Below are 22465 nucleotides of genomic sequence, written 5' to 3'. Positions count from 1 at the left end.
TCTAAGCTATTTTGTATTAAATATTATAGTTAAATTGTTCAATTTTTTGCTGTTAGTCAAATGTATAAAATTAAGAATCACTCCGGAGCAAGTAAAAGGTTTAGGATGACTTCCACCGGTAAAATAAAATTTGCACAATCTGGTAAAAAGCACTTGATGAGAAGGCGTAGTAAAACACAAATCAGAGATAAAAGAAAGGTTGGATATCTTATCAAAGCTGATAGTAAAAGATTAAGCAGAACATTTATACCAGTGATGATACACTGAATAACTTTATTTATTGAACTGTTTTAGAATTAATTTTGTTTATGGGTATTTGAATGACGCGCGCTAGATCTGGTATTGTATCAAAAAGGAGACACAAAAAAATTATAAATTTAGCTAAGGGATATAGAGGTAGATCAAAAAATTGTTTTAGGATAGCTATCCAAAAAGTTGAGAAAGCTTTATCGTATTCTTATAGGGATCGTAGAACAAAAAAGAGAGATTTGAGACAATTGTGGATTCAGAGAATAAATGCCGCAGCCAGACAACAAGGCTTAAAATACTCTGTGTTGATGCATAAACTAAAATTAGCTAATATCTGCATAAATAGAAAGATTCTTGCTGATCTTTCTGTATTGCATCCAAACGAATTCAACAAAATCATAGATGATATCTCTTAATATATATAAATTGTGCTTGTACAACATATCACTTTGTTAAATTAGACTTAGATAAATCAGATAGTGTTTTACACCATTAACTATGGTATTCACTAAAGTTTAGATATTTTGCTATAATTTTTGACTATCGTGTTTTAATTAAATGAATGTCTAGAACAATCGTTGTTGTAAGATAGTATTTTAAAAAATTATTACTGATAGAATAAAAAAAATATCTATCTGGCACTTGAACTATTATCTCAGATTGACTATATATAACAATCGAATATATACAAAAGAGAAAATATCTATCGCATTAGAGTGTTGGATGTTTTTTAGGTAGTTGAATTTTATAAAAATTAAATAAATAAGAGGTAAAAATGAATTTCAAGCCTTTACACGATCGTGTGTTAGTAAAGCCTGATGTACAAGAATCTAAAACCGCTAAAGGTATTATCATACCTGATACTGCAAAAGAAAAACCTCTAAGAGGTAAGGTTGTTGCTGTTGGTAGTGGTATGAGAGATAAAAATAATAATCTTATTCCATTAGAAATAAAGTTAGGTGATGTAGTACTTTACGGAAAATGGGGTGGTACAGACGTAAATATAGGGGGAGAAGATTTAATAATAATTAAAGAAAGTGATATCTTAGGAATTTTAGGATGAGATCTTAATTTTTAAGAATTTTAGTATTTTTATAATGAATTTAGTTTTTATAAAACATAATTAATAAGAGAATAATATGACAGCAAAAAAAATAGAGTATAGTACCAAAGCTAGAGAAGAAATAATTAAAGGTATAGATGTTTTAGCAAATACAGTGAGAGTAACATTAGGACCTAAAGGAAGAAATGTTGCAATTGAACAATCTTTTGGATCTCCCAGATTAACTAAAGATGGAGTAGCTGTTGCTAAAGCAATTGATCTAAAAAATAGACAACAAAACCTCGGAGCGCAGCTAGTTAAAGCCGTAGCAAGTAAAACAGCAGATGTCGCAGGTGATGGAACAACTACCGCCACTATATTAACCCAATCTATAGTAAAAGAAGGCAATAAATTCGTAGCAGCTGGATGTAATCCTATGGACTTAAAGAGAGGTATTGATATTGCAGTGGATAAAGTTATAGATACCATCAAAACAAGAAGTAAAAATATAAGTTCACAAGAAGAAATAGCACAGGTTGGTACCATATCATCTAATGGAGATAGTGAAATAGGTAGCCAAATAGCTTTAGCTATGAAAAAAGTAGGTAAAGAAGGTGTTATTACAGTAGAAGAAGCTAAAAGTTTTGGGTTTGAAGTTGATGTAGTAGAAGGTATGATGTTTGATAGAGGATATTTATCTCCTTATTTTGTTACTAATTCTGAAAAAATGATAGCAGAATTAGAGAATCCATACATATTACTTTTTGAAAAGAAGATATCTACTTTACAGCCTATTGTACCATTGCTTGAATCAGTAATGCAATCTGGTGGTAGGCCTTTGCTAGTAGTTGCAGAAGATGTAGAAGGAGAAGCGTTAGCAGCATTGGTAGTGAATAAGCTAAGAGGTGGGCTAAAAGTTGCTGCCGTTAAAGCACCTGGATTCGGTGATAGAAGAAAGTCAATGCTTGAAGACTTATCTATATTAACAGGAGGTCAGTTAATTACAGATGATCTAGGAATGAAGCTAGAAAATGTTGATTTAAGTGTATTAGGAAGCTCAAAAAAAGTACGTATTTCAAAAGATGAAACAGTAATTATTGATGGCAATGGTAATAAATCTGATGTAGAATCCAGATGCGCACAGTTACGTAGACAAATATCTGAATCTACTTCTGATTACGATAAGGAAAAATTGCAAGAAAGATTAGCTAAGCTTGCAGGAGGAGTAGCAGTATTAAGAGTAGGAGGAGCTACAGAGGTAGAACTAAAAGAAAGAAAAGACAGGGTAGAAGATGCTTTGCACGCAACCAGGGCCGCAGTAGAAGAAGGTGTAGTAGCTGGAGGTGGAGTTACACTATTTTATGCATCTAAATCACTAGATTCTATTAAATTAGAAAATGAAGATCAGCAATCTGGAGTAAATATAGTCAAAAAAGCTCTACAATCTCCTGTTAAGCAAATAGTAGAAAATTCAGGAGTTGATGGTGCTATTGTTGTAGGTAAATTAGAAGAAAATTCTTCATATAACTGGGGCTTTAATGCTCAAACAATGGAATATGTAGATATGATCCAAGCTGGAATTATAGATCCTACGAAAGTTGTAAGAACAGCATTGCAAGATGCTGCATCAGTTGCATCTTTGGTTATTACTACAGAAGCTTTAATAACAGATGAAGAAGATAAATCGGATACTGCCGCTACTAATGCGCCTCATGCTGCTGGAGGTATGGGAGGCATGGGAGGCATGGGAGGATTTTAATCTTATTAATTAACTGTAATATAAGTTCTCTTTTTCTGAGGAAGAGGCGTCAATTGAAGCGTGTTGCCTGTGTGTTTATCAAAAAAACTACGGGCAATTGACGTTGCTATACAGATTTTTTAACAGTTTTAATTTTACCCAGGTCTTTGTTATAATTGTTGTGAATGTTTCGATGATTACTCCGATTCTTGTATAAAAAATAACAATGCAATGTGTAAAATACCTCACACAATTTTTATAGTCGGATTGTTAATAGATTAAAAAATACAGCACTCAGTATACCTATCTACTCACTAAAAAATATAGGAAATAGGAAAACAATACAAATTTTAATATATTAACTAAATGACTTAATTAACTATAAATTCTATATTTTTATATATAGCGCTATATCACAAAATTTAATATCAATCTGATGATACCCTAGAAACACAATTTAATACTATTAAAAAATCTCCAGCTACTAAAAATAAGAATCCAAAAAATATCACTCATAATCTAATGAAGCAGTAGAACTAACTAGAAGCTAATATAATAAGTAAGCAAATTAGGTAAATAAGTATCTTACTTCTAGTTATTCTACTCCTACATTTCCCAATTATTTAAGTCAATGTTGATATATTTTATTGTTATTATTCTAAGTTTCAATGCTAAAGGGAGCACATTAATTCTTAACCTATAAGTGTAGTATAAATAACTATCCACACCTAAGGGTATAATGACATTAATTTTTAATATTGTCCAGAAATGATTTTTATAAGTAATATTAACAAATTTATCTTAATAGCAAATATCTAAAAATCATGTAAAAATACAACAAATATATGTGTTAACATTAAATGTTATATAAAAATATTACCTATCATTAGTAGTATTTTAAATTATTAATAAAAAATTAGAAAGATAACTACTATTAAATTTTCTATGTTAGTATTAAAAATTCTTATTGATTAGATGCAGATAATTATTGTATCCTGTGGTATCTGGAACTTAATTGGATATATAAATCAAATCAATAGAGACTTGAATGGTCTTTTATCAATGACATTTTTTAGTAGGTTAATATGAGTAATAAGGATAATCCTCGAGGATGGAAAAGATGGTTACTTTCCACCAATCACAAAGATATTGGAACGATGTATATCATATTTTCTATAGTGGCTGGTATAGTTGGAGGATTATTTTCAGTATTATTCCGAATCCAGCTTGCTGAACCGGGATCAAATTTTCTTATGGGAGATCATCAATTATACAATGTACTAATTACAGGACACGCTATTATAATGGTGTTTTTCATGATAATGCCTGCATTGTTTGGAGGATTCGGAAACTGGTTTGTACCATTACTGATTGGAGCACCTGATATGGCATTTCCTAGAATGAATAATGTGAGCTTTTGGTTGATAGTACCAGCTTTTATACTTTTACTACTATCAACTGTAATAGAAGAAGGAGCTGGTACCGGCTGGACACTATACCCCCCCCTAAGCAGTATAGTAGGCCACCCTGGGGCAGCTGTAGATTTAGCGATTTTTAGCTTACATTTATCTGGTATTTCTTCAATTTTAGGAGCTATCAACATGATTGTTACAATATTCAATATGAGAGCTCCAGGGATGAATCTAATGAAAATGCCTTTATATGTCTGGTCTATATTAATAACAGCCTTATTATTAATATTAGCATTACCTGTGCTTGCAGGAGCGATAACTATGTTACTTACAGATCGTAATTTTGGTACATCGTTTTTTAAGCCCGAAGGAGGAGGAGACCCAGTATTATTCCAGCATTTATTTTGGTTTTTTGGTCATCCTGAAGTATATATAGTAATTATGCCAGGCTTCGGAATTATTAGCCAAATAATATCGACATTTTCTAAAAAACCTGTTTTTGGTTATCACGGCATGGTAGGAGCTATGTCTTTTATAGGATTTATAGGTTTTGTAGTTTGGGCGCATCATATGTTTACAGTAGGATTATCCTACAATGCGTTGATCTATTTCACAGCAGGTACCATGATAATAGCAATCCCTACTGGGATTAAAATATTTAGTTGGATCGCAACTATGTGGGGAGGATCAATTGAGTTCAAAACTCCTATGTTATACTCAATAGGGTTTATCATGTTGTTCACAATAGGCGGAGTGACAGGAATTGTTGTATCAAATTCAGCACTTGATAGAGTATTTCATGATACATACTATATTGTTGCACATTTTCACTACACTATGTCTTTAGGAGCACTTTTCAGTGCATTTGCTGGTTTTTATTATTGGTTCGGCAAGATGTCTGGATATCAATATTCTGAAACATTAGGAAAAATACATTTTGTTATAACATTTATTGGAGTCAATTTAACATTCTTCCCACAGCATTTCTTAGGAGCAGCTGGCATGCCAAGAAGAATACCAGATTATCCTGATGCATTTGCTGGGTGGAACTTGGTTTCATCTATAGGATCCTATATTTCGTTTTTTGCAGCATTGTTCTTTGTGTTTATTATTTTTCATACAATAAAATTTGGTAAAAAATGTCCTAATAATCCTTGGGGGGATGGAGCAAATACCTTAGAGTGGAGTATATCCTCTCCTCCAGAATTTCATAGCTTTGAAACACAGCCTATAATTAAACCCTAAATAATTTGATGAAACAACAATTATTAGTTAAGAATATTAATATAAATATTACAGAAGATAAGCTATATCGTGGCTATATAATGGATTATATTACACTAATGAAACCAAAAGTAATTTTATTGGTAGTGTTTACACATATCTGTGGTATAATCCTTGCCCCAGGTGATAAGCATTTATTAATTATAATAACCTCAATTATTACCATGGTAATGGGGGCCGGAGGAGCAGCTGTAATTAATATGTGGTATGATAAAGATATAGATCTTTTAATGCAACGCACCCAAAACAGGGCATTAATTAAAAAAAGAATTCATCCAGATAACGCTTTAGACTTTGGTCTTGTGATAGTCATATTATCTATCATAGTTATGTCTGTATGTGTAAATTTGTTATCAGCATTACTATTGATCATTGCAATAGCATTTTATATATTCGTATATACTATGTGGTTAAAAAGATCTTCTGTACATGCTATCGTAGTAGGAGGGGTTTCTGGAGCACTGTCTCCTATGATAGGCTGGGCATCAGTTACTGGTAACATTTCTTTCGAGTCCTTTAGTTTATTTCTGATAATTTTTTTATGGACACCTCCTCATTCTTGGGCAATAGCAATACTAACTGCTGATGATTATAAAAAAGCTAAAATACCAATTTTACCAGTAGTAAAAGATATATCTTATACAAATAATTATATAGTTTTTTATTCTATACTGACCATTACAGCATCTTTAATTCCATATTTTGTTAACATTACTAGTAATAACACTTGCTATCTTGTAGTCTCTATTATACTTAATTTGATATTTTTATATTATATATTTATGCTGTGTATAAATTATAATACACCCTCAATGCATGCAAAAAACTTATTTCTTTTTTCAATACTATATTTATTTGGTATATTTATCGCTTTACTTTGCTAAAAATTATTTATCAATTTTACTTATTATCAGTGGATAGTTAATCTTACAAATTATTAAATAGCAGCGTTAGTTAGTTTTGAAAAAATTAACTCCTGTATTTTACTTAGATTTATAAATTGATGAGATGAAATGATAAATACTTCTTTTCCTAGAGTATTTGATAATGATGAAGCTTTTCTTTGCACTTCTGATTGGGATAATTTATCTATTTTATTTAAAAATATTATTTCAATTTTATTCGCTAATAATGATGAATAAAGTTTTAACTCATTTCTGATACTATGGTAATTAAAAATTAAATCTTCACAAGTAATATCTATCAAATGTACTAACACCGAACATCTTTCTATATGTTTTAAAAATCTAAAACCTAATCCAGAACCGATGTGAGCATCTTTTATGAGGCCAGGTATATCAGCAATAGTACAGGAATTACTCCTGTAGCGCATAAACCCAAATTTAGGAATAACAGTAGTAAAAGGATAGTCTGCTATTTTAGAATATCCTGATGTGACTTTAGAAAAAAATGTGGATTTACCAGCATTTGGTAAGCCTATAATACCGATATCAGCCAAAGTTTTCAATTTCAATATCAAAGATATTTCTTCAGTAATTTGTCCATAAGTAAATTTTTTAGGCGATTGGTTGATAGAAGATTTAAAAACAGTATTCCCTAACCCTCCTCTACCTCCGGCAATTATTTTGATTTTCTGATTATGATGTATAAAATCATATACCGGACTGGTATCCATTGCACTAAGATATATAGAAGTACCTATAGGGACATTAATAATTAAGCTATCAGCGGATTTACCTGTTTTATTTTCTCCTTTACCATTATTACCATTTTTTGCTCTAAAATGTTTTTGGTATGTAAATTGTCCAAGATGTTTAACATTATGGTCAGACACAATAATAATATCGCCACCTTTACCTCCATTACCACCATCCGGCCCCCCTTTACTGATATATTTAGTTCTATGGAAGCTCACACAACCTCTGCCTCCGTTACCAGCTTTCACGTAAATTTTTGCTTCGTCTATAAAATTCATGATTGATTTTAAAATTCTTATACAGCTTATTGTACAAATAATATAATTATTAAGATCTGATATTACACACTATATTGCCACTACATTTTATAACTTTTTCTGTGTAATATACTATAGAATTTTCTGCAGTAATTTTAGTGCCATTATATGTAAATGATATACTCTCTGTAGCCATTTGTTTATCATTAGAATTTATAACTAATTTATCAGTTTTTAGAGTCATTTTACCAAATGTCATTGCAATATTTTTATTAAATTCTATTATATGATTTATATAATCAAAAATCGCATAATCTGAATTTAGAGATAAACTACTATTGTTAAATATATATTTCGCCCTCACTTTACTTAGCATATATCTTTTATTAGTGTGAGGTACGATAGTTTCTGCTGAGATATTATAATAACAATGATCTTTTAGATATCCTTCCAATACTGGATAATTCACTGAAAATGTTAATCCCCCTCTATAATTATCACTATTTTGCTCAGTATTATCATTAGTAATAAGAGAAGTTTTATCTCTAGAAAATAGCCAATAAGCTATTACCAACAGCAGCATTACCAATATAGATAACACTAATATAATGTATTTTACAAATACAAGCTTACTTTGTGTTTTATATGTATCATTTACCATAAATTATATTATTTATCTCATCTAAGGTTATGATACCAAAAATTTTTTTGTTATCCATGACTGGAAGCATTTCTACCTCATTACTGTACATAATGTTAACAACTTTTTCTAAACTATCCTGGATTTCAACAAATACAGAAGGAGATCTAACAAGTTCTGAGCTATCAATATTTTCTATAGTATCGTTGGTGTTTATATATTTTTGAATATCATGTACTGATATCGTACCTAATAATATATCCTTGTCATCTAAAACTAAAGCATAAGAAATATTTTTTTTTAATAATTCTATTCCGACATTAAAGATATTTTGATTTGGTTTTATAAATAAAAATTTATCTCTGCCACGCATTATATCTTTTACCCTAGTAAGATTAACTCCTATAGTCCCTCCAGGGTGAAGCAACTTAAAATTATCTGTAGTAAATTTTTTAGTTTTGTGCAAAGCTATTACCATAGCATGGCATAACGATAACATTAGTACAGATGAAGTAGTAGGTGCTCCTATATCGGAAGCTTCCTCGCAACATTCGATATTTAAGATATACTTACTATGATTGGCTAATACTGAATGAATATTAGAAGTAATAGCAGCAATTGGTACAGAAATCATTTGGCAATAAAGTATCAGATTCAATAATTCCTGCGTTTGGCCAGATTTAGATAACACTATAACTATGTCATTTTTAGTAATCATTCCGAGATCTCCATGGTTTGCTTCACTAGGATGTACAAATATAGATGGAGTCCCCGTTGAAGAAAGGCTAGAAGCTATTTTCTGAGCAATATAGCCACTTTTACCTATCCCCGTTAATATTACTCTACCACCTTCTATAGAAACTATGTGCTTCACTAATTTATCAAAATCATCTGGGATATTTTTCAAGAGCTTATTTAAACTATAAATCTCTTGCTCTATAACTTCTTTACATACATTCATAACATCAGACATATATAACCATGCAAACTAATGTGGAATTTTAAAAAAATTTTATATCACACTAAGGAATAAAATCAATATTCAATATTTTTTGATACTATGAGCAAATATATCTATATCATTCCAACCTAATAAATCTAACTCTGACCTTATAGGTAAAAAATCAAAAATCTTTTTAGCAATATCATATCTATTTTCTCGTAATAATCTTTCTGTCAAAATTTTATGCAATTGATGCAAATAAACTACATCTTTTGCAGCATATTCTTTTTGTTGAGCACTCAACATAGGTGCTCCCCAATCAGAACTTTGTTGAAATTTAGAGATAGAAACACCTAACACCTCTTTACATAACTCTTTTAATCCATGCCCTTCAGTATAAGTTCTCACTAAGATTGAAGATATTTTAGTACAAAAGACATTGGTTATTTCAAGATTCAAATGTTTTTTAATCATTGCTAGATCAAATCGAGCAAAATGAAAAATTTTCACCCTAGCGGTATCCAATAACAACTTTGATAGATTAGGAGCAAAATAATCTTGATTAACAAAATGTACTAAAAAGACACTATCATCCTCACCACTAGTAAATTGTAATAAAGATAATCTATCTCTATGTAAATTTAATCCTGTGGCTTCAGTATCTATTGCTAAATCCCCATTTATAATGAAATCATCTGGTAAATCATTTTGAAAAATTATCGTTTTAATAACCACCTCATGAAATAAATAAAAATCTACAATTAAACTTATACTAAATTATCTAGTACTGCCTAACAGAAAAAAAACTCTCTTCAGGATTCACTAGCCCCAATACATGTCTTGAATTTTCATCTAAAATATCGCTATCTAAAGAAGTTGTCCCAAGTAGATTAACAATATTGTCAATATATAGCCTATCAGACCTAAGTTCATTAAGATATATATATTTATCCTTTAATGACTTACCTAATGACATATATGATATTATTCCTCTAGACCCATATAATATATGAAAAGTAAAATATATCATAACTAAAATCCATATAGCAATAACAGAAAAGTTTTTACTTGAACTACGTCTTTTAAAATGCATAACAGCTCAGTTATATTATTATTAATATATATACAATTATATAAAATACCTCTACTAGATGTAAAACAAAATTATTTTAAACTTAAGATTTATACTATATATATTAAAATGAAGGTTAGTAAAACTGGAGCAGAAAATATTAGACTATCAAAACGATCTAATACACCTCCATGGCCTGGGATAATTGAACCAGTATCTTTTATAGAATACTTGCGTTTGAAATGTGAAACAAATAGATCACTAATTTGTGCTATTGTTCCGATAAACACAGATATTAAATATAAATACCAGTATGAAATATTTTCTATAGAATTTCCTGGAATAGTCTTAAGTATATAAACAGGAATAAATGCAACAGAATTTCCACAAATAAACCCACTGAAAGTTTTATTAGGGCTAATATTAGGAGCTAATTTAGGGCCTCCAATAAATTTACCGCCTGCCATTGCAACAGAATCTGTTATCCATAATGTACAAAAATATGTGAATATGGCTTTTCCACTTTGATCTATAATAAAACTAAAAATTATTGACAATATAGCAATTATGATTACCCCATATCCTAAATACATATCAAAATTAGATTTTTTGACCATCTTATTCCATTCAACTATCATTAGTGTACCCAAAGCTAACATAAGAATATAAAATATCTTCTTGAAAATAAAAATTGTGATTGAAAAACAAAATACAATAACTAATGCAGATATCAAACGCTTTGTTATATTATGCTTTATGAAATTGCTATTAATAATCATAATCTAATGCTCTTAAATGCTAGTGAGAATAAATGCTTCTATCTTTTCCCAAATGTTCTGGATTTAGATAAATAATATTTTATAGCATTTATGAGATCTTGTTTATTAAAATCTGGCCAATATTTATCTAAAAAATAAAATTCTGCATATGCAGATTGCCATAAAAGAAAATTACTTATTCTATGCCTCCCTCCTGTTCTTATCAATAAATCTACATCTGGCATTTCTGAATCGTATAAATATTTTTGAAAATATTCTTCAGTAATTTTTTGTTGAGATCCTACATCTAATATTTTTTGGCAAGCATCTATTATTTCTTCTCTTCCGCCATAATTCCAAGCTATACATAAGGTGATACCATTATTATTGAATGTACTATCAGTAATTTTTTGTATATTCAACCTTGAACGTCTGTCTAAGGTAACTATCTTACCTAAGATTTTAACCTTAATATCTTTTTCAACAAATTTTTTTATATTATATTCTATATATTCATTAAATAAATTCATCAAAAAATGAACTTCTTTTTTCGGCCTTTTTCTATTTTCAGAAGAAAAAGCATATAATGTGACATAAGAAATATTAACATCTATTAATGTGGATAAAATAAGATCAAGTGTTTCTACACCTTTTATATAACCATAAAATTTTTTATATCCATAATACTCAGTCCATCTTGAATTACCATCCATTATTATTGCTAAATGCTTTATATCACGATTGAACTTATTCATTTTCTCATTTATGCATTAAATATTAATAATATTCTATAAATACTAAATGCTAGTTTACATACTGAAACTGTAGAATACAACTTATAATATAGATAAGGTTCACTTCATTTTTAGGTATAATATACAAAATATTTTTAATCAAATATTATGTTTTAGTTTAGATTTAATGATGTAATCTACTGAGTAAATTCCTGGTCCATAAAATATTATTATCGATAAAATTAAGGCCCAATAAAAATGCTCTAAAAAATTTAAATATGTAAATTGTATTACAATGGTAAGTATGAGTAATGGTATAGAAAATAATCTACTGAATATCCCTAACATCAAAGCAACAGAACAGGTAATTTCAGTAGCAGTAGCTAATACTGCGGATAAATAGTAAGGCAAAAATGGAATTTTATATTCATATTCAAAAAGATATAGAGCTACATCCCAATCTAACAATTTATTTAACCCAGAATTTCCAAAAACTCTTGCCATCCAAATTCTTGAAACTAGCATTAATATACCCATTAAATAAATATCAGAAAATTTTGTAATTTTCTGATAAATGCAGTAGAACTGCCTGATTTTTTTTGTGACACTGTTATTCATATTGTTAACTAATATAATTATGTAGCAAAATGTTCAATTAATTCTTTGTGTAATAGGTAAAATAACAAATTTTTCACATTACACTTTGGGTATTGTTTAATGACAAGATCCAGAGCATGCACCAGTGATATTTGATTTTCTAACATTTGAACCAAGTGAAAAATTTCTGGTAATATATTTGATATAGTAAGTTTTCCTGAGTTTTTATTGAGTAATAAATAGCTATTTTTACTAGTTAACGTTACTATTTCTTGACTTTCAGAGAAAATAGAGTTTTCAATTTCATATACTGGAAATTTAAAAAGATATAATCTATATGATTTAACTAATTGAATTTGCACTTTATCTATCATCTTAAGAGTAAACTTATCTTTATCTACAGTGGAGAGGTTAATAGAATTATTCTCAGGAGCAATATTAACTTCATGTTTCAACCATTCATAAATAGCATATTCTTTAAGATAGTTAATATCTTGTAATTCTTGTATTGTTTCTAAAAAATCCGGAAATTTTTTTCCCCAGTCGTCCAAACAGGCTGATTCTGGAAAATGATCAATATTTTTTAAAAAAAGATTGGCAACATTATCCGCACAATCTTCTCCTAGTAACTTCCAAACACCTGGATATGTAATAGATAGAACATGTTTTAAATTACTTAAAATATTGTTTCTGTATATATTAATTCTTTCTTTTGGATATTTTGATAACACTAAATTTTCAAAATCAGTATTGCTCTGATCTTTCATATATTCTACAAATCCCCTTTGCAAAGAGAGATACTGATTATACATATTTAATTTCAATAATTTTATAGATTAAATAATAATTAATTAAATTCCATTGCCTTATAAGATTCCTCAATTAATTTCTGTAATGTAGGTATATTTTCATCCCATTCTACTAATGTATAAGTACTACCAAATCTTCTGATGGCATAACTATAAAGTTGCCATACTTTAGGATCAACAAAATGATCATGTGTATCTATCAACAATACCTCATTATCTGCTATATGCATCTTACTGTGACCAGCTAGATGTATTTCATGCACTAAATTTTTTGGTATAGTATCAATATACTTATATGGATCCCATTTATGGTTGGTTGCAGATACGAAAAGATTGTTTACATCTAATAAAATTTTTGCACCAGATTTTTGTGCGAGAGAAACCAAAAACTCTACTTCATCTTGATCTGAGTTTTGATATTCTAAATAAGAAGATGGATTTTCTATTAGAATTTCACGCTGTAAGAATTCTTGTGTTCTAGTTATATTTTTACAAAATTGATTAAAACTATGTTGATTATATACTATAGGTAGTAAATCTGGGAAATACACACCTTCAGTACTGCTCCAAGATAAATGCTCAGATACCAAAAAAGGATCAATATACTCAATCAATTGTTTTACTCTAGCAAGGTGAGTTTCTGATACTAATTCTGCAGAACCTAATGATAATCCTATACCATGCAAGCTAATTTTATAAATTTTAGCTATTTGATATAATTTCTTTAAATCATCGGTATAGGAGAAAAAATTCTCGCTATGTACTTCTAACCAACCAATTTTAGGTTTATCTTTTAATATACTATCAAAATGCTGTAATCTTAGCCCTATGCCTACTAGATCCAATTTTTTGTATATATTCCTCATTACTATAACATAAACTAATTTAAATTATCCAAAATCGTTTAGATACAATATTGGACTTTACACCTTGATAATATATCAAATAATCATTATCTGGTATCTCATCTATAAGATTTATTAAGACTATTTTGGCATTACAATTTTATCTTTAATTTTATCAGAAACACTGCTAAAATCTTGCATATTAATCTTGTTACATTGTCCTTGAGGCACCATAATCCAAGCTGCTGGATCCCCAGCTTTGTTATGTCCTGCACAAGAAAATTTTGAGGTTTTACAATCCCCCTTTCCTGCCTTAATTAACCCCTTACCATTGCTGTCAATTACTCTGCATTTTTCCATCATATTCTTAGTACTATTATCTGCTTCTACAGCTCCTATTGCGAGTGTAATTGCAGCTGTCATTGCTGCTAATATTGAAACATTTTTCATTTTGATATACCCTTTTATTAATTATAGTTGATTATAAAGCCCAAACAACATTGCTTATAAAAACAATATCAAGCGGATCTATTTATTAATAAATAATAAACCTATTAACAAATAATAAACCTATTATTAACTAAAATCAATGATTAATCAAATTGTTACTTAAGTTTATCAAATTGAAAATACAAAAGTGGTATATAAGTCAATTAAGATAACGTGCTATTCGTTAAATCCTGAAGTAAATGATCATCTCAATTATAGAGCTCATACTTCCAATTTTATTATGCTTAATATTACCAATATTCATAATTCTTAGAATTAAATATATGATCAAGCATCAGTCAAATTCACTTAATCTGTACAATAATTTTAAACAAAACTAACGGATATTACTTTATTTTGATTAAGTTTTTTTTAGCAATAATTAGTTAGATTCAATAAAAATTGATACCAAGAATTAAGGGAACTAGTACAAAAAAGAAAGATATAAATTAAAATTTATTAATCAAAAACAATTTTTATTTGGTAATATATAAATTATAGTTAATGGTTAATATATTATTATAAAATTATAAGACAATTTATCGTTATGATAAATATCAGTATTTTTTAAAAGATGATTACTAATAATGAAAAATAAGAGGGAGAATATAAGTAAAATTTAGATAAAACCAAACCACTACTTTAACAGAAACCAATCAGGATAGGAAGTTCACCAATATATAAATGAGACACAAGGAGCTTTTCTGTTGCAAGGTAAGCCCCAAACCCCTGTAACTGTTAACCGCTAAGCGGCAACAGGCACAAAACGCTTATTATTGTTTGCGTTTCTGGTTTTGATCCAACATTACTGTATTACAATAATCAGCGGTATCATACTGAGTAAAGATCATCCCTTTATTAAGCACGTCGATCCTAGTTCACCCCCATAAGTTTATAAAACTACTAAACATTCACAAAAACTCCAAGATGGTGGAGGTGTCGGGTACTGCCCCCGAGTCCGATACTTCTATTCTAAAAGATCATTTATTACTATAGTTACATCAGTAACACCGATAATTATAATACATAAGCATATTAGATGTAAACTAAAGTTATTATAATCAGTATACAAAGAACACTACTAAAAACATATTACAACTGACATAACACATTTAGTTCATAATATTTTCAGAAAGTAATTTACGATACCCTATAGCCTCAGATATATGCACCTTATTAATAACATCACTATCTTCAAGATCAGCTATACTACGAGCTACTTTTAGTATACGATTATATGCCCTAATAGACATCCTGAATTTTTTAGTAGCATCATTCAATATCTCCAATGCTTCTGTATCAGGTGCTGCATATTTGATTAATAATTGGCCATCGAGCTGATTATTTGTTTTGATATTATGCTGCTTATATCTTCTAAGCTGAATATCTCTGGCATTAACTACCCTACTCAATATAGATTCACTAGATTCTATATCTTCATTTCTATGATGATTAAAAAACTCTTCATCATTATCTACCTGAATTATGATATCGAATCTATCTAATATAGGGCCAGAAATTTTTGATTGATAATCATAAGCGCATTTAGGAGCCTTGGTACATATTTTATTTGGATCACTAAAATATCCACATTTACATGGATTCATTGCTGCAATAAGCTGAAATTTTGTTGGATATTTAATATTATTACCTGATCTAGATATCAATATCTCATCATTTTCTATCGGTTGACGCAAAGATTCAATAACAGAATGGGAAAATTCTGGTAATTCATCTAAAAACAACACTCCATTATGTGCCAAAGATACTTCACCTGGTTTAACATGCTTACCCATACCTCCTCCTACCATTGCAGCCTCTGAACATGATGTATGAGGTGCCCTAAACGATCTAGATTTTATAAGTGTACCATCATTAATCAAACCAGCAACACTAAAAATTGTACTACATTCTAGTATTTCTTCATGTGTTAACTCAGGTAATATACTTAATATCCTATTAGCTAGCATTGATTTACCGGTACCAGGAGGCCCATACATTAAAAGATGATGATTACCCACGGCTGCAACTTCTAGTGCACGTTTAACCATTTTTTGTCCTTTTATATCCTTAAAATCCAAATAGTTAATTTTTTGTATATCAGATTTACTGACCTCTGGTTTAGATATAATTTGTTGACCTTTAAAATGGTTAATTAATTCTAACAAATTATTTGCTGCTATTATCATTTCATTACCAGACCAGGAAGCTTCTTTACCATTTTTAATAGAACATATTATCCCTTTATTTCTAATATTGGCTCCTATCGCTGCAGGTAATACTCCATTGACAGGTAATATTGTGCCATCTAATGATAATTCCCCTAAAATCAAATAGTCTATTATTGAAGATTGAGGTATTACATCCATTATTGTTAATAATGCTACTGCTATTGCTAAGTCAAAATGGCTACCTTCTTTGACTAAATTTGCAGGTGATAAATTCACTATTATTCTTTTTAATGGTAATGAAAGCCCCATAGATGCTAACGCACCTCTAACTCTTTCTTTAGATTCAGCTATAGTCTTATCTGCAAGACCTACTATAATAAAGTTTGGTATTCCTGATATTAATTGTACTTGTACATCTACATCAACAATATCGATGCCTCTAAATGTTAAACTATTGACTTTTTTTATCATTGATAATATGTGATAATCACTATTTAAATTTTATATATGGTAGTTATTGATATTGTGTATGATGTTAGTCACATCATCTCTTAGAGTTTTTGGTAGATTTCTTTTATTAGATATTACTTGCCCCAAATGTTTACTACCACCGCCCTTAGCACTTAATAACTGTGCAATAGCCTTTGATATAACATCTGCCCTATAACGTTCAGATATCTCTTTGGAGCAACATACAACTAACGTTGTATTCTCTTGGAACTGGTTAATATATAGCAATATTAAATTATCATAATTCTGAGAAATATTTATTGCGGATGATTTGATGATATGCTGTTCTAATCCTTTAAACTCTCTATATAAAAATATTATGTCATTGATTTTAATAGCTAATTTTTCTATTTCAGCTTTGGTTAAATTAATTTTTTCTAAAGTCATAGATAAATTTTTTTTATTTATAACTTTATTTTCATTAACAATTTTAGTAATTTTATCAAGAATTTTTTCTTGATCTGTATTAAGAAAAGACAGAATTTTATTTAACAAATTTTCTTCTTTATGTATTACTTTCAATGCATGTAGTCCGCATACAGCCTCGACCCTTCTTATATTTGATGCGATAGATCTCTCATTCAAAATTTTAAAGATACCTATACTACCTGTATTATCGACATGTGTTCCGCCACATAGTTCTAGTGAATATATTTGGTTATTTTCTAGATCTTCTATTGATACTACCCGAACTACGTCTCCATATTTCTCAGTAAAATTGGCCATTGCTCCGGATTCAATAGCCAAAGATTTATTCATAATTTTAGTTTTCACCTCCAAATTTCGGAAAATAATTTTATTTACCTCTATCTCTATAATTTTAATTTCTTCCTTTGTGATAGGTCTCATATGATTCACATCAAATCTCAGATGATCGGTTGCTACCAATGATCCTTTTTGTGTTATATGTTGCCCTAATATTTTACGCATTGCTGCATGTAATATATGAGTAGCAGAATGATGTACCATAAGCCCCTTACGATAATTTTGGTCTACAGCAAGCTCTACTAGATCATTTTGCCTTATTACGCCGGACTCAATTATACATAAATGCGCATAAATTTTCCCGAGATATATTTCTGTCTTTATTACTTTAATTTTAGCATTTTCAGAGGTTATGATTCCTCTATCACCCAATTGCCCTCCAGATTCTCCATAGAAACACGTGGTTTCTGTAACCATAAAAAATTCTTTTAAATTTTTTGTAGTTACTTCTTCTAGTAAATTTTCATCTTGTATTAATGCTAAAATTTTTGAAGAACAATTATATTGTTGATATCCAATAAAATTGGTAATCCCATTATTATCAAGTATCTTATACCATACATCTTCAGAAATTTTAATACAGGAACCTACCCATGATTTTTGTGCTCTAATTTGTTGTTCACGCATTTTTTGATTAAAAACATCTATATCAACTTTGATATTTTGTTGCTTTAATATATCTGCTGTTAAGTCTACCGGAAAGCCATAAGTGTCATATAACCTAAATGCTACCTCTCCTGGTAATATGTGACCAGTAAGATTCAGTAATTCTTTATTAAGTATCTGTAATCCTCTATCCAACGTAGTTTGAAATTGTTCTTCTTCTTGCTTTAAAATATTCTGAATTACATCTTTAAAATATACTATTTCATGATATGTTGATCCGTATAGTTCTACCAACTTAGGAACTATAAGATACATTAAAGGTGATTTGATCCCCAACTGATGAGCATGTCTCATACATCTTCTAATTATACGCCTTAACACATAGCCACGACCTTCATTACTAGGAGTGATACCATCTGCAATCAAAAATGCTGATGACCTTAAATGATCTGCTATCACTCTATAAGCAAACAGACTTTCTGCATTATACTCAACAGATATAATAGTTTCAATATATTCAATAATCTCCCTGAATATATCTATATCATAATTATCATTTACTGATTGTATTACGGCAGACATTCTTTCTACCCCCATTCCGGTATCGACAGACGGTTTTTTTAAGCTAAGATATGTTTTATCATCTATTTTATTATATTGCATAAAAACTAAATTCCATATCTCTATATATCTATCACCATCCTGATTGATACTACCTGGTAATCCACCTACTATATGATCTCCATGATCATAAAATATTTCAGAACACGGACCACACGGCCCTGTATCACCCATAGACCAAAAATTATCATTATTTCTAATGGGAATGATCCTATCATCAGTAAAATTAGCTATTTTTTTCCAATATTTAACTGATTCTGTATCTTCGTGAAACACTGTAACATAGAGACGATTTTTATCTATGCAAAATTCCTCTGTAAGCAATGCCCATGCATAATAAATTGCTTCTTCTTTAAAATAATCAGCAAATGAAAAATTGCCTAACATTTCAAAAAAACTATGATGCCTTTTTGTATATCCTATATTTTCTAGATCATTATGTTTACCGCCTAACCTGACAGATTTTTGTACTGATACAGCTTTTGTATAGTTCCTAGACTCAACACCAGTAAATACATCTTTAAATTGTACCATACCAGAATTAACAAACATTAAGCTAGGGTCATTAGATGTCACCAAAGAACTTGAAGCAACATGCGTGTGTCCGTGTTTTTTAAAAAAATCGATAAATTTTTCCCTAATGTTTTTTGTAGTAAGATATTTCATAAATTACTTATATAATTGATACATTATTTTTTACGTTTAATAAAAATACTTATATTTATAATCGATAATATATCTGAAGTTAATACACCAGAGATTATCAAATATTTAGCTTTTGCTACAAAAAATATTTTAGTGTATAATCGGCGATATCAAAATGGTGCCATTAGAGAGAATCGGACTCTCGACCTCATCATTACCAATGATGCGCTCTGCCACTGAGCTATAATGGCTCTTTATTAAATTATCGCAACTGCCTAAGATAACATGATTAGGTGCAAATTACAGTAAAGTACATACTAACACATCATGAAATATAATAAACAAAAAGAAATAAAAAAAAATGATAAATTTTTAAAATTATCTGTAGCATTAAAAAAAAATATTAAAAGAAGGAAATCAATAAATCACAGTATGCCACCAAAAAAATCAACTCATATTGTATAAAACTTTGTACTATCGGTGTCATTTTTTTAAGGGACATGAATTTATATCAAAATATATTATTTAATCATTGCTAGTGTCATTAACATTGTTATAAAGCCACATTTATTAATATATTATTTAAATACCGTTAAAATCCTATTGTAGTGGATATTAAAACGATAGATAATTTATTGGGTTAAGTTACTAATAAAAGGAAATAATATAGTGGAATCAGTTAAAATATCATTAGAGTTTGCAGATAAATTAATAATAATAGCATTTATCGGTATAATCTGCTGGACAGGGCTAAAGAATATCTTCACAGTTAAGACATTTAAATTCTTTGCTCTTGGTAACAGAAATTTTTCTACAGGAGCGCTAGTCGCAACAATAGTTGCTACCTATTTGAGTGGGAGTGGTTTTTTTTTAGTATTATCTAACGTATATAAAGATGGACTGTATTACCTATCTGTAGGATTTAGTAGCTATTTAGCATTATTATTGTTAGCATTTTTTATAGTACCGAGAATGCAGGATTTTTTAGGTAATATATCAATAGCAGAAGCCCTAGGAAAGCAGTACGGTAAAACAGCTAGGTGTATTGTATCCTTAGCTATCGTAGTTAATGCAATTGGAATGATTGCGATACAGTTCAGTACATTTGGTAAAGTATTTCAATATTTTACTTCTATGGATTCCGATACATCACTTATATTCTCTGCAGCTTTAGTAACACTATATTCTTCTATAGGAGGAATAAAAGCAGTAGTGTATACTGATGTTGTGCAATTTCTTGCTTTTGCTATATCTATTATTATAGTCGGTTTAATAATATTCCAAATTCCTTACAATTCTGATACAGGATTTAACTCGTTGTTACAAGATGATAGATTTGACCTTAAAAAAATATTTAGCATTCATAACCCTTCATTACCTAAGATAATACTATTATCTCTAACTTTTTTTTTCTCAAATCTCTTAAATCCAACTACTGCTCATAGGGTTTTGATGGCAAGTAACTTAATTAAAATTCGTAAAGCAGTATATATTGCAGCCTTTGCCCTAATAGCAAGTGCAATTATAATTGCTATCATCCCAATATCACTCTTTGCTATTAATCCTAAATTGAATCCTAATGCACTAGTATCTGAAATAATTGCTAAATATACAATATTTGCGGGTATAGCTGGCATATTAATGATTGGAATAATAGCAATGTCAATGTCTACAGCTGACTCTTGGATTAATACAGCAGCAGTAACTTTTGCTAATGATTTATGGCCTAGTAAAAATCCCGTACACCAGTTATATGCAGCTAAATCTTTTTCATTCTTTTTAGGCTTATTAGGGCTAGGGCTAGCTTTTTTAGAAGATAATTTATTAAAGTTGATGCTATTTGGTAAGGTATTTTATTTGGGAATGGTAATTCCAGTATTATTACTAACAATATTCGGATTCAGGACAGATAAGTCAGTTATATTAACATCGATGGGAGCAGGATTTGCTTTTATAATGTTGTTTAGAGTATATTTACCTGAAACTGAACCATCAGTTATAGTAGCTATAATTACCACATCGTTAATTTTAGGATTTCACTATCTGATATTTAAAGAAGGGGGCTTCATAATCAGAGCAAAAGCAGATTCATATTTGGTCTTTTTAAGAAAGGAAAGAAAGAATAACTTCAAAGAGTTAAGGAGTTTTTTATTTGATGTTATGTCTGGTGAATATTTTCAGGCAAATCTGGAGAGATACGAGATAAGATTCACTGTATTTGGATTTTTTTCAATATTATCAACATTAGCTATAATTTATGGTCATCATATTAACTTCAACTCATCCCTGCAGGTATCAATATATATAATGATGATAGCAATATCAGTAGCGTCACTCCTTTCTACAATGCTGCCCTACAGAGATGACTTTTTAGATAGCAGGATAACATTGGTGCTATGGTATGTCTCGATATTCTTAATGTTAGGAGTATTCAACACATTTTTTGTAATGATAACCAAACATAGCATGATATCATTTGCAGTATTTGCGACCAATATATTTATCATGGCTTATCTGGTAGGCTGGAAAATGACGATATTGATGAATATTGTAGGATATTGGGTAGCCAAATTCTTATATCAGATCTATGCTGTAATGCATGAGGTAGCAGATGAAAATA

21 protein-coding genes, 1 tRNA gene and 1 other RNA gene are annotated in these 22465 nt (G+C 29.5%); 8 read left to right on the top strand and 15 right to left on the bottom strand.

Going from position 1 to position 22465, the window contains the following annotated elements:
* Window positions 1–60: 60 nt before the first annotated feature.
* The 6 genes from rpmI (at window position 61) to cyoE (ending at window position 6609) form a co-directional block, all read left to right on the top strand.
* Window positions 61–267, top strand: coding sequence for a 50S ribosomal protein L35 (gene rpmI / locus IHI24_RS01330; protein WP_194966276.1), 207 nt, complete (start codon window positions 61–63; stop codon window positions 265–267).
* A 53-nt stretch (window positions 268–320) separates the two neighbouring features.
* Window positions 321–665: a 50S ribosomal protein L20 gene (gene rplT / locus IHI24_RS01325; protein ID WP_194966275.1), complete on the top strand. Its 345-nt coding sequence runs from the start codon at window positions 321–323 to the stop codon at window positions 663–665.
* 359 nt (window positions 666–1024) lie between these two features.
* Window positions 1025–1312 (top strand): co-chaperone GroES, encoded by a 288-nt coding sequence (locus IHI24_RS01320; RefSeq protein ID WP_194966274.1) that lies wholly within the window; start codon window positions 1025–1027, stop codon window positions 1310–1312.
* A gap of 76 nt (window positions 1313–1388) precedes the next feature.
* On the top strand, window positions 1389–3050 hold the full coding sequence (gene groL / locus IHI24_RS01315; protein ID WP_194966273.1) for a chaperonin GroEL: 1662 nt from the start codon (window positions 1389–1391) through the stop codon (window positions 3048–3050).
* Between the two features lie 1064 nt (window positions 3051–4114).
* Entirely contained in the window at window positions 4115–5686 is a 1572-nt protein-coding gene (gene ctaD / locus IHI24_RS01310) for a cytochrome c oxidase subunit I (protein WP_194966272.1), read from the top strand.
* An 8-nt stretch (window positions 5687–5694) separates the two neighbouring features.
* Window positions 5695–6609, top strand: coding sequence for a heme o synthase (cyoE, locus tag IHI24_RS01305; RefSeq protein ID WP_194966271.1), 915 nt, complete (start codon window positions 5695–5697; stop codon window positions 6607–6609).
* A gap of 53 nt (window positions 6610–6662) precedes the next feature.
* Here the strand turns inward: cyoE and cgtA are convergent, their stop codons facing one another.
* The 15 genes from cgtA to IHI24_RS01230 all read right to left on the bottom strand — a co-directional run bounded on the left by cgtA (window position 6663) and on the right by IHI24_RS01230 (window position 20096).
* Window positions 6663–7661, bottom strand: a complete 999-nt coding sequence (cgtA, locus tag IHI24_RS01300; protein WP_194966270.1) for an Obg family GTPase CgtA — start codon at window positions 7659–7661, stop codon at window positions 6663–6665.
* Between the two features lie 49 nt (window positions 7662–7710).
* Entirely contained in the window at window positions 7711–8301 is a 591-nt protein-coding gene (locus IHI24_RS01295; RefSeq protein WP_194966269.1) for a hypothetical protein, read from the bottom strand.
* Window positions 8291–9253, bottom strand: a complete 963-nt coding sequence (locus IHI24_RS01290) for a KpsF/GutQ family sugar-phosphate isomerase (protein ID WP_194966268.1) — start codon at window positions 9251–9253, stop codon at window positions 8291–8293. Before IHI24_RS01290 ends, IHI24_RS01295 begins: the two co-directional genes overlap by 11 nt.
* 69 nt (window positions 9254–9322) lie before the next feature.
* Window positions 9323–9952 (bottom strand): ribonuclease D, encoded by a 630-nt coding sequence (locus IHI24_RS01285; RefSeq protein WP_407690722.1) that lies wholly within the window; start codon window positions 9950–9952, stop codon window positions 9323–9325.
* A gap of 52 nt (window positions 9953–10004) precedes the next feature.
* A complete protein-coding gene (locus IHI24_RS01280; RefSeq protein ID WP_194966266.1) occupies window positions 10005–10316 on the bottom strand; it encodes a septum formation initiator family protein in 312 nt (103 codons plus the stop codon).
* 89 nt (window positions 10317–10405) lie between these two features.
* Window positions 10406–10933 (bottom strand): phosphatidate cytidylyltransferase, encoded by a 528-nt coding sequence (locus IHI24_RS01275; protein ID WP_194966265.1) that lies wholly within the window; start codon window positions 10931–10933, stop codon window positions 10406–10408.
* A 179-nt stretch (window positions 10934–11112) separates the two neighbouring features.
* The gene (gene uppS / locus IHI24_RS01270; RefSeq protein ID WP_194966264.1) at window positions 11113–11808 is read right to left on the bottom strand and encodes a polyprenyl diphosphate synthase; all 696 of its coding nucleotides are present in this window, start codon (window positions 11806–11808) and stop codon (window positions 11113–11115) included.
* 138 nt (window positions 11809–11946) lie between these two features.
* Entirely contained in the window at window positions 11947–12405 is a 459-nt protein-coding gene (locus tag IHI24_RS01265) for a DoxX family protein (protein WP_194966263.1), read from the bottom strand.
* 17 nt (window positions 12406–12422) lie between these two features.
* On the bottom strand, window positions 12423–13196 hold the full coding sequence (locus IHI24_RS01260; RefSeq protein ID WP_267463597.1) for an HvfC/BufC N-terminal domain-containing protein: 774 nt from the start codon (window positions 13194–13196) through the stop codon (window positions 12423–12425).
* Between the two features lie 35 nt (window positions 13197–13231).
* Window positions 13232–14059, bottom strand: coding sequence for an MNIO family bufferin maturase (gene bufB / locus IHI24_RS01255; protein WP_194966261.1), 828 nt, complete (start codon window positions 14057–14059; stop codon window positions 13232–13234).
* Between the two features lie 120 nt (window positions 14060–14179).
* On the bottom strand, window positions 14180–14488 hold the full coding sequence (gene bufA1 / locus IHI24_RS01250) for a BufA1 family periplasmic bufferin-type metallophore (RefSeq protein WP_194966260.1): 309 nt from the start codon (window positions 14486–14488) through the stop codon (window positions 14180–14182).
* 731 nt (window positions 14489–15219) lie between these two features.
* Window positions 15220–15576, bottom strand: a transfer-messenger RNA (tmRNA) gene (ssrA, locus tag IHI24_RS01245).
* Between the two features lie 63 nt (window positions 15577–15639).
* A complete protein-coding gene (locus IHI24_RS01240) occupies window positions 15640–17169 on the bottom strand; it encodes a YifB family Mg chelatase-like AAA ATPase (protein WP_194966259.1) in 1530 nt (509 codons plus the stop codon).
* 30 nt (window positions 17170–17199) lie between these two features.
* A complete protein-coding gene (alaS, locus tag IHI24_RS01235; protein ID WP_194966258.1) occupies window positions 17200–19866 on the bottom strand; it encodes an alanine--tRNA ligase in 2667 nt (888 codons plus the stop codon).
* Between the two features lie 155 nt (window positions 19867–20021).
* Window positions 20022–20096: transfer RNA gene (locus IHI24_RS01230), tRNA-Thr, on the bottom strand.
* A gap of 76 nt (window positions 20097–20172) precedes the next feature.
* Between IHI24_RS01230 and IHI24_RS01225 the strand changes: the two genes are divergently transcribed.
* Together IHI24_RS01225 and IHI24_RS01220 are read left to right on the top strand one after the other, a co-directional pair.
* Window positions 20173–20310 carry a hypothetical protein gene (locus tag IHI24_RS01225; RefSeq protein WP_194966257.1) on the top strand — a complete coding sequence of 46 codons (138 nt, stop codon included), beginning with the start codon at window positions 20173–20175 and terminating at the stop codon, window positions 20308–20310.
* Between the two features lie 204 nt (window positions 20311–20514).
* Window positions 20515–22465, top strand: a 1951-nt coding sequence (locus IHI24_RS01220) for a sodium:solute symporter family protein (protein WP_194966256.1), incomplete at its 3' end; no start/stop codon positions are given.

It is taken from the genome of Rickettsia endosymbiont of Cardiosporidium cionae, from assembly GCF_015476335.1.
Classification (GTDB): Bacteria; Pseudomonadota; Alphaproteobacteria; order Rickettsiales; family Rickettsiaceae; genus JADHZC01.
Note: the sequence above shows the minus strand (reverse complement) of the source record. Positions and strands in the feature narration are given on the sequence as shown.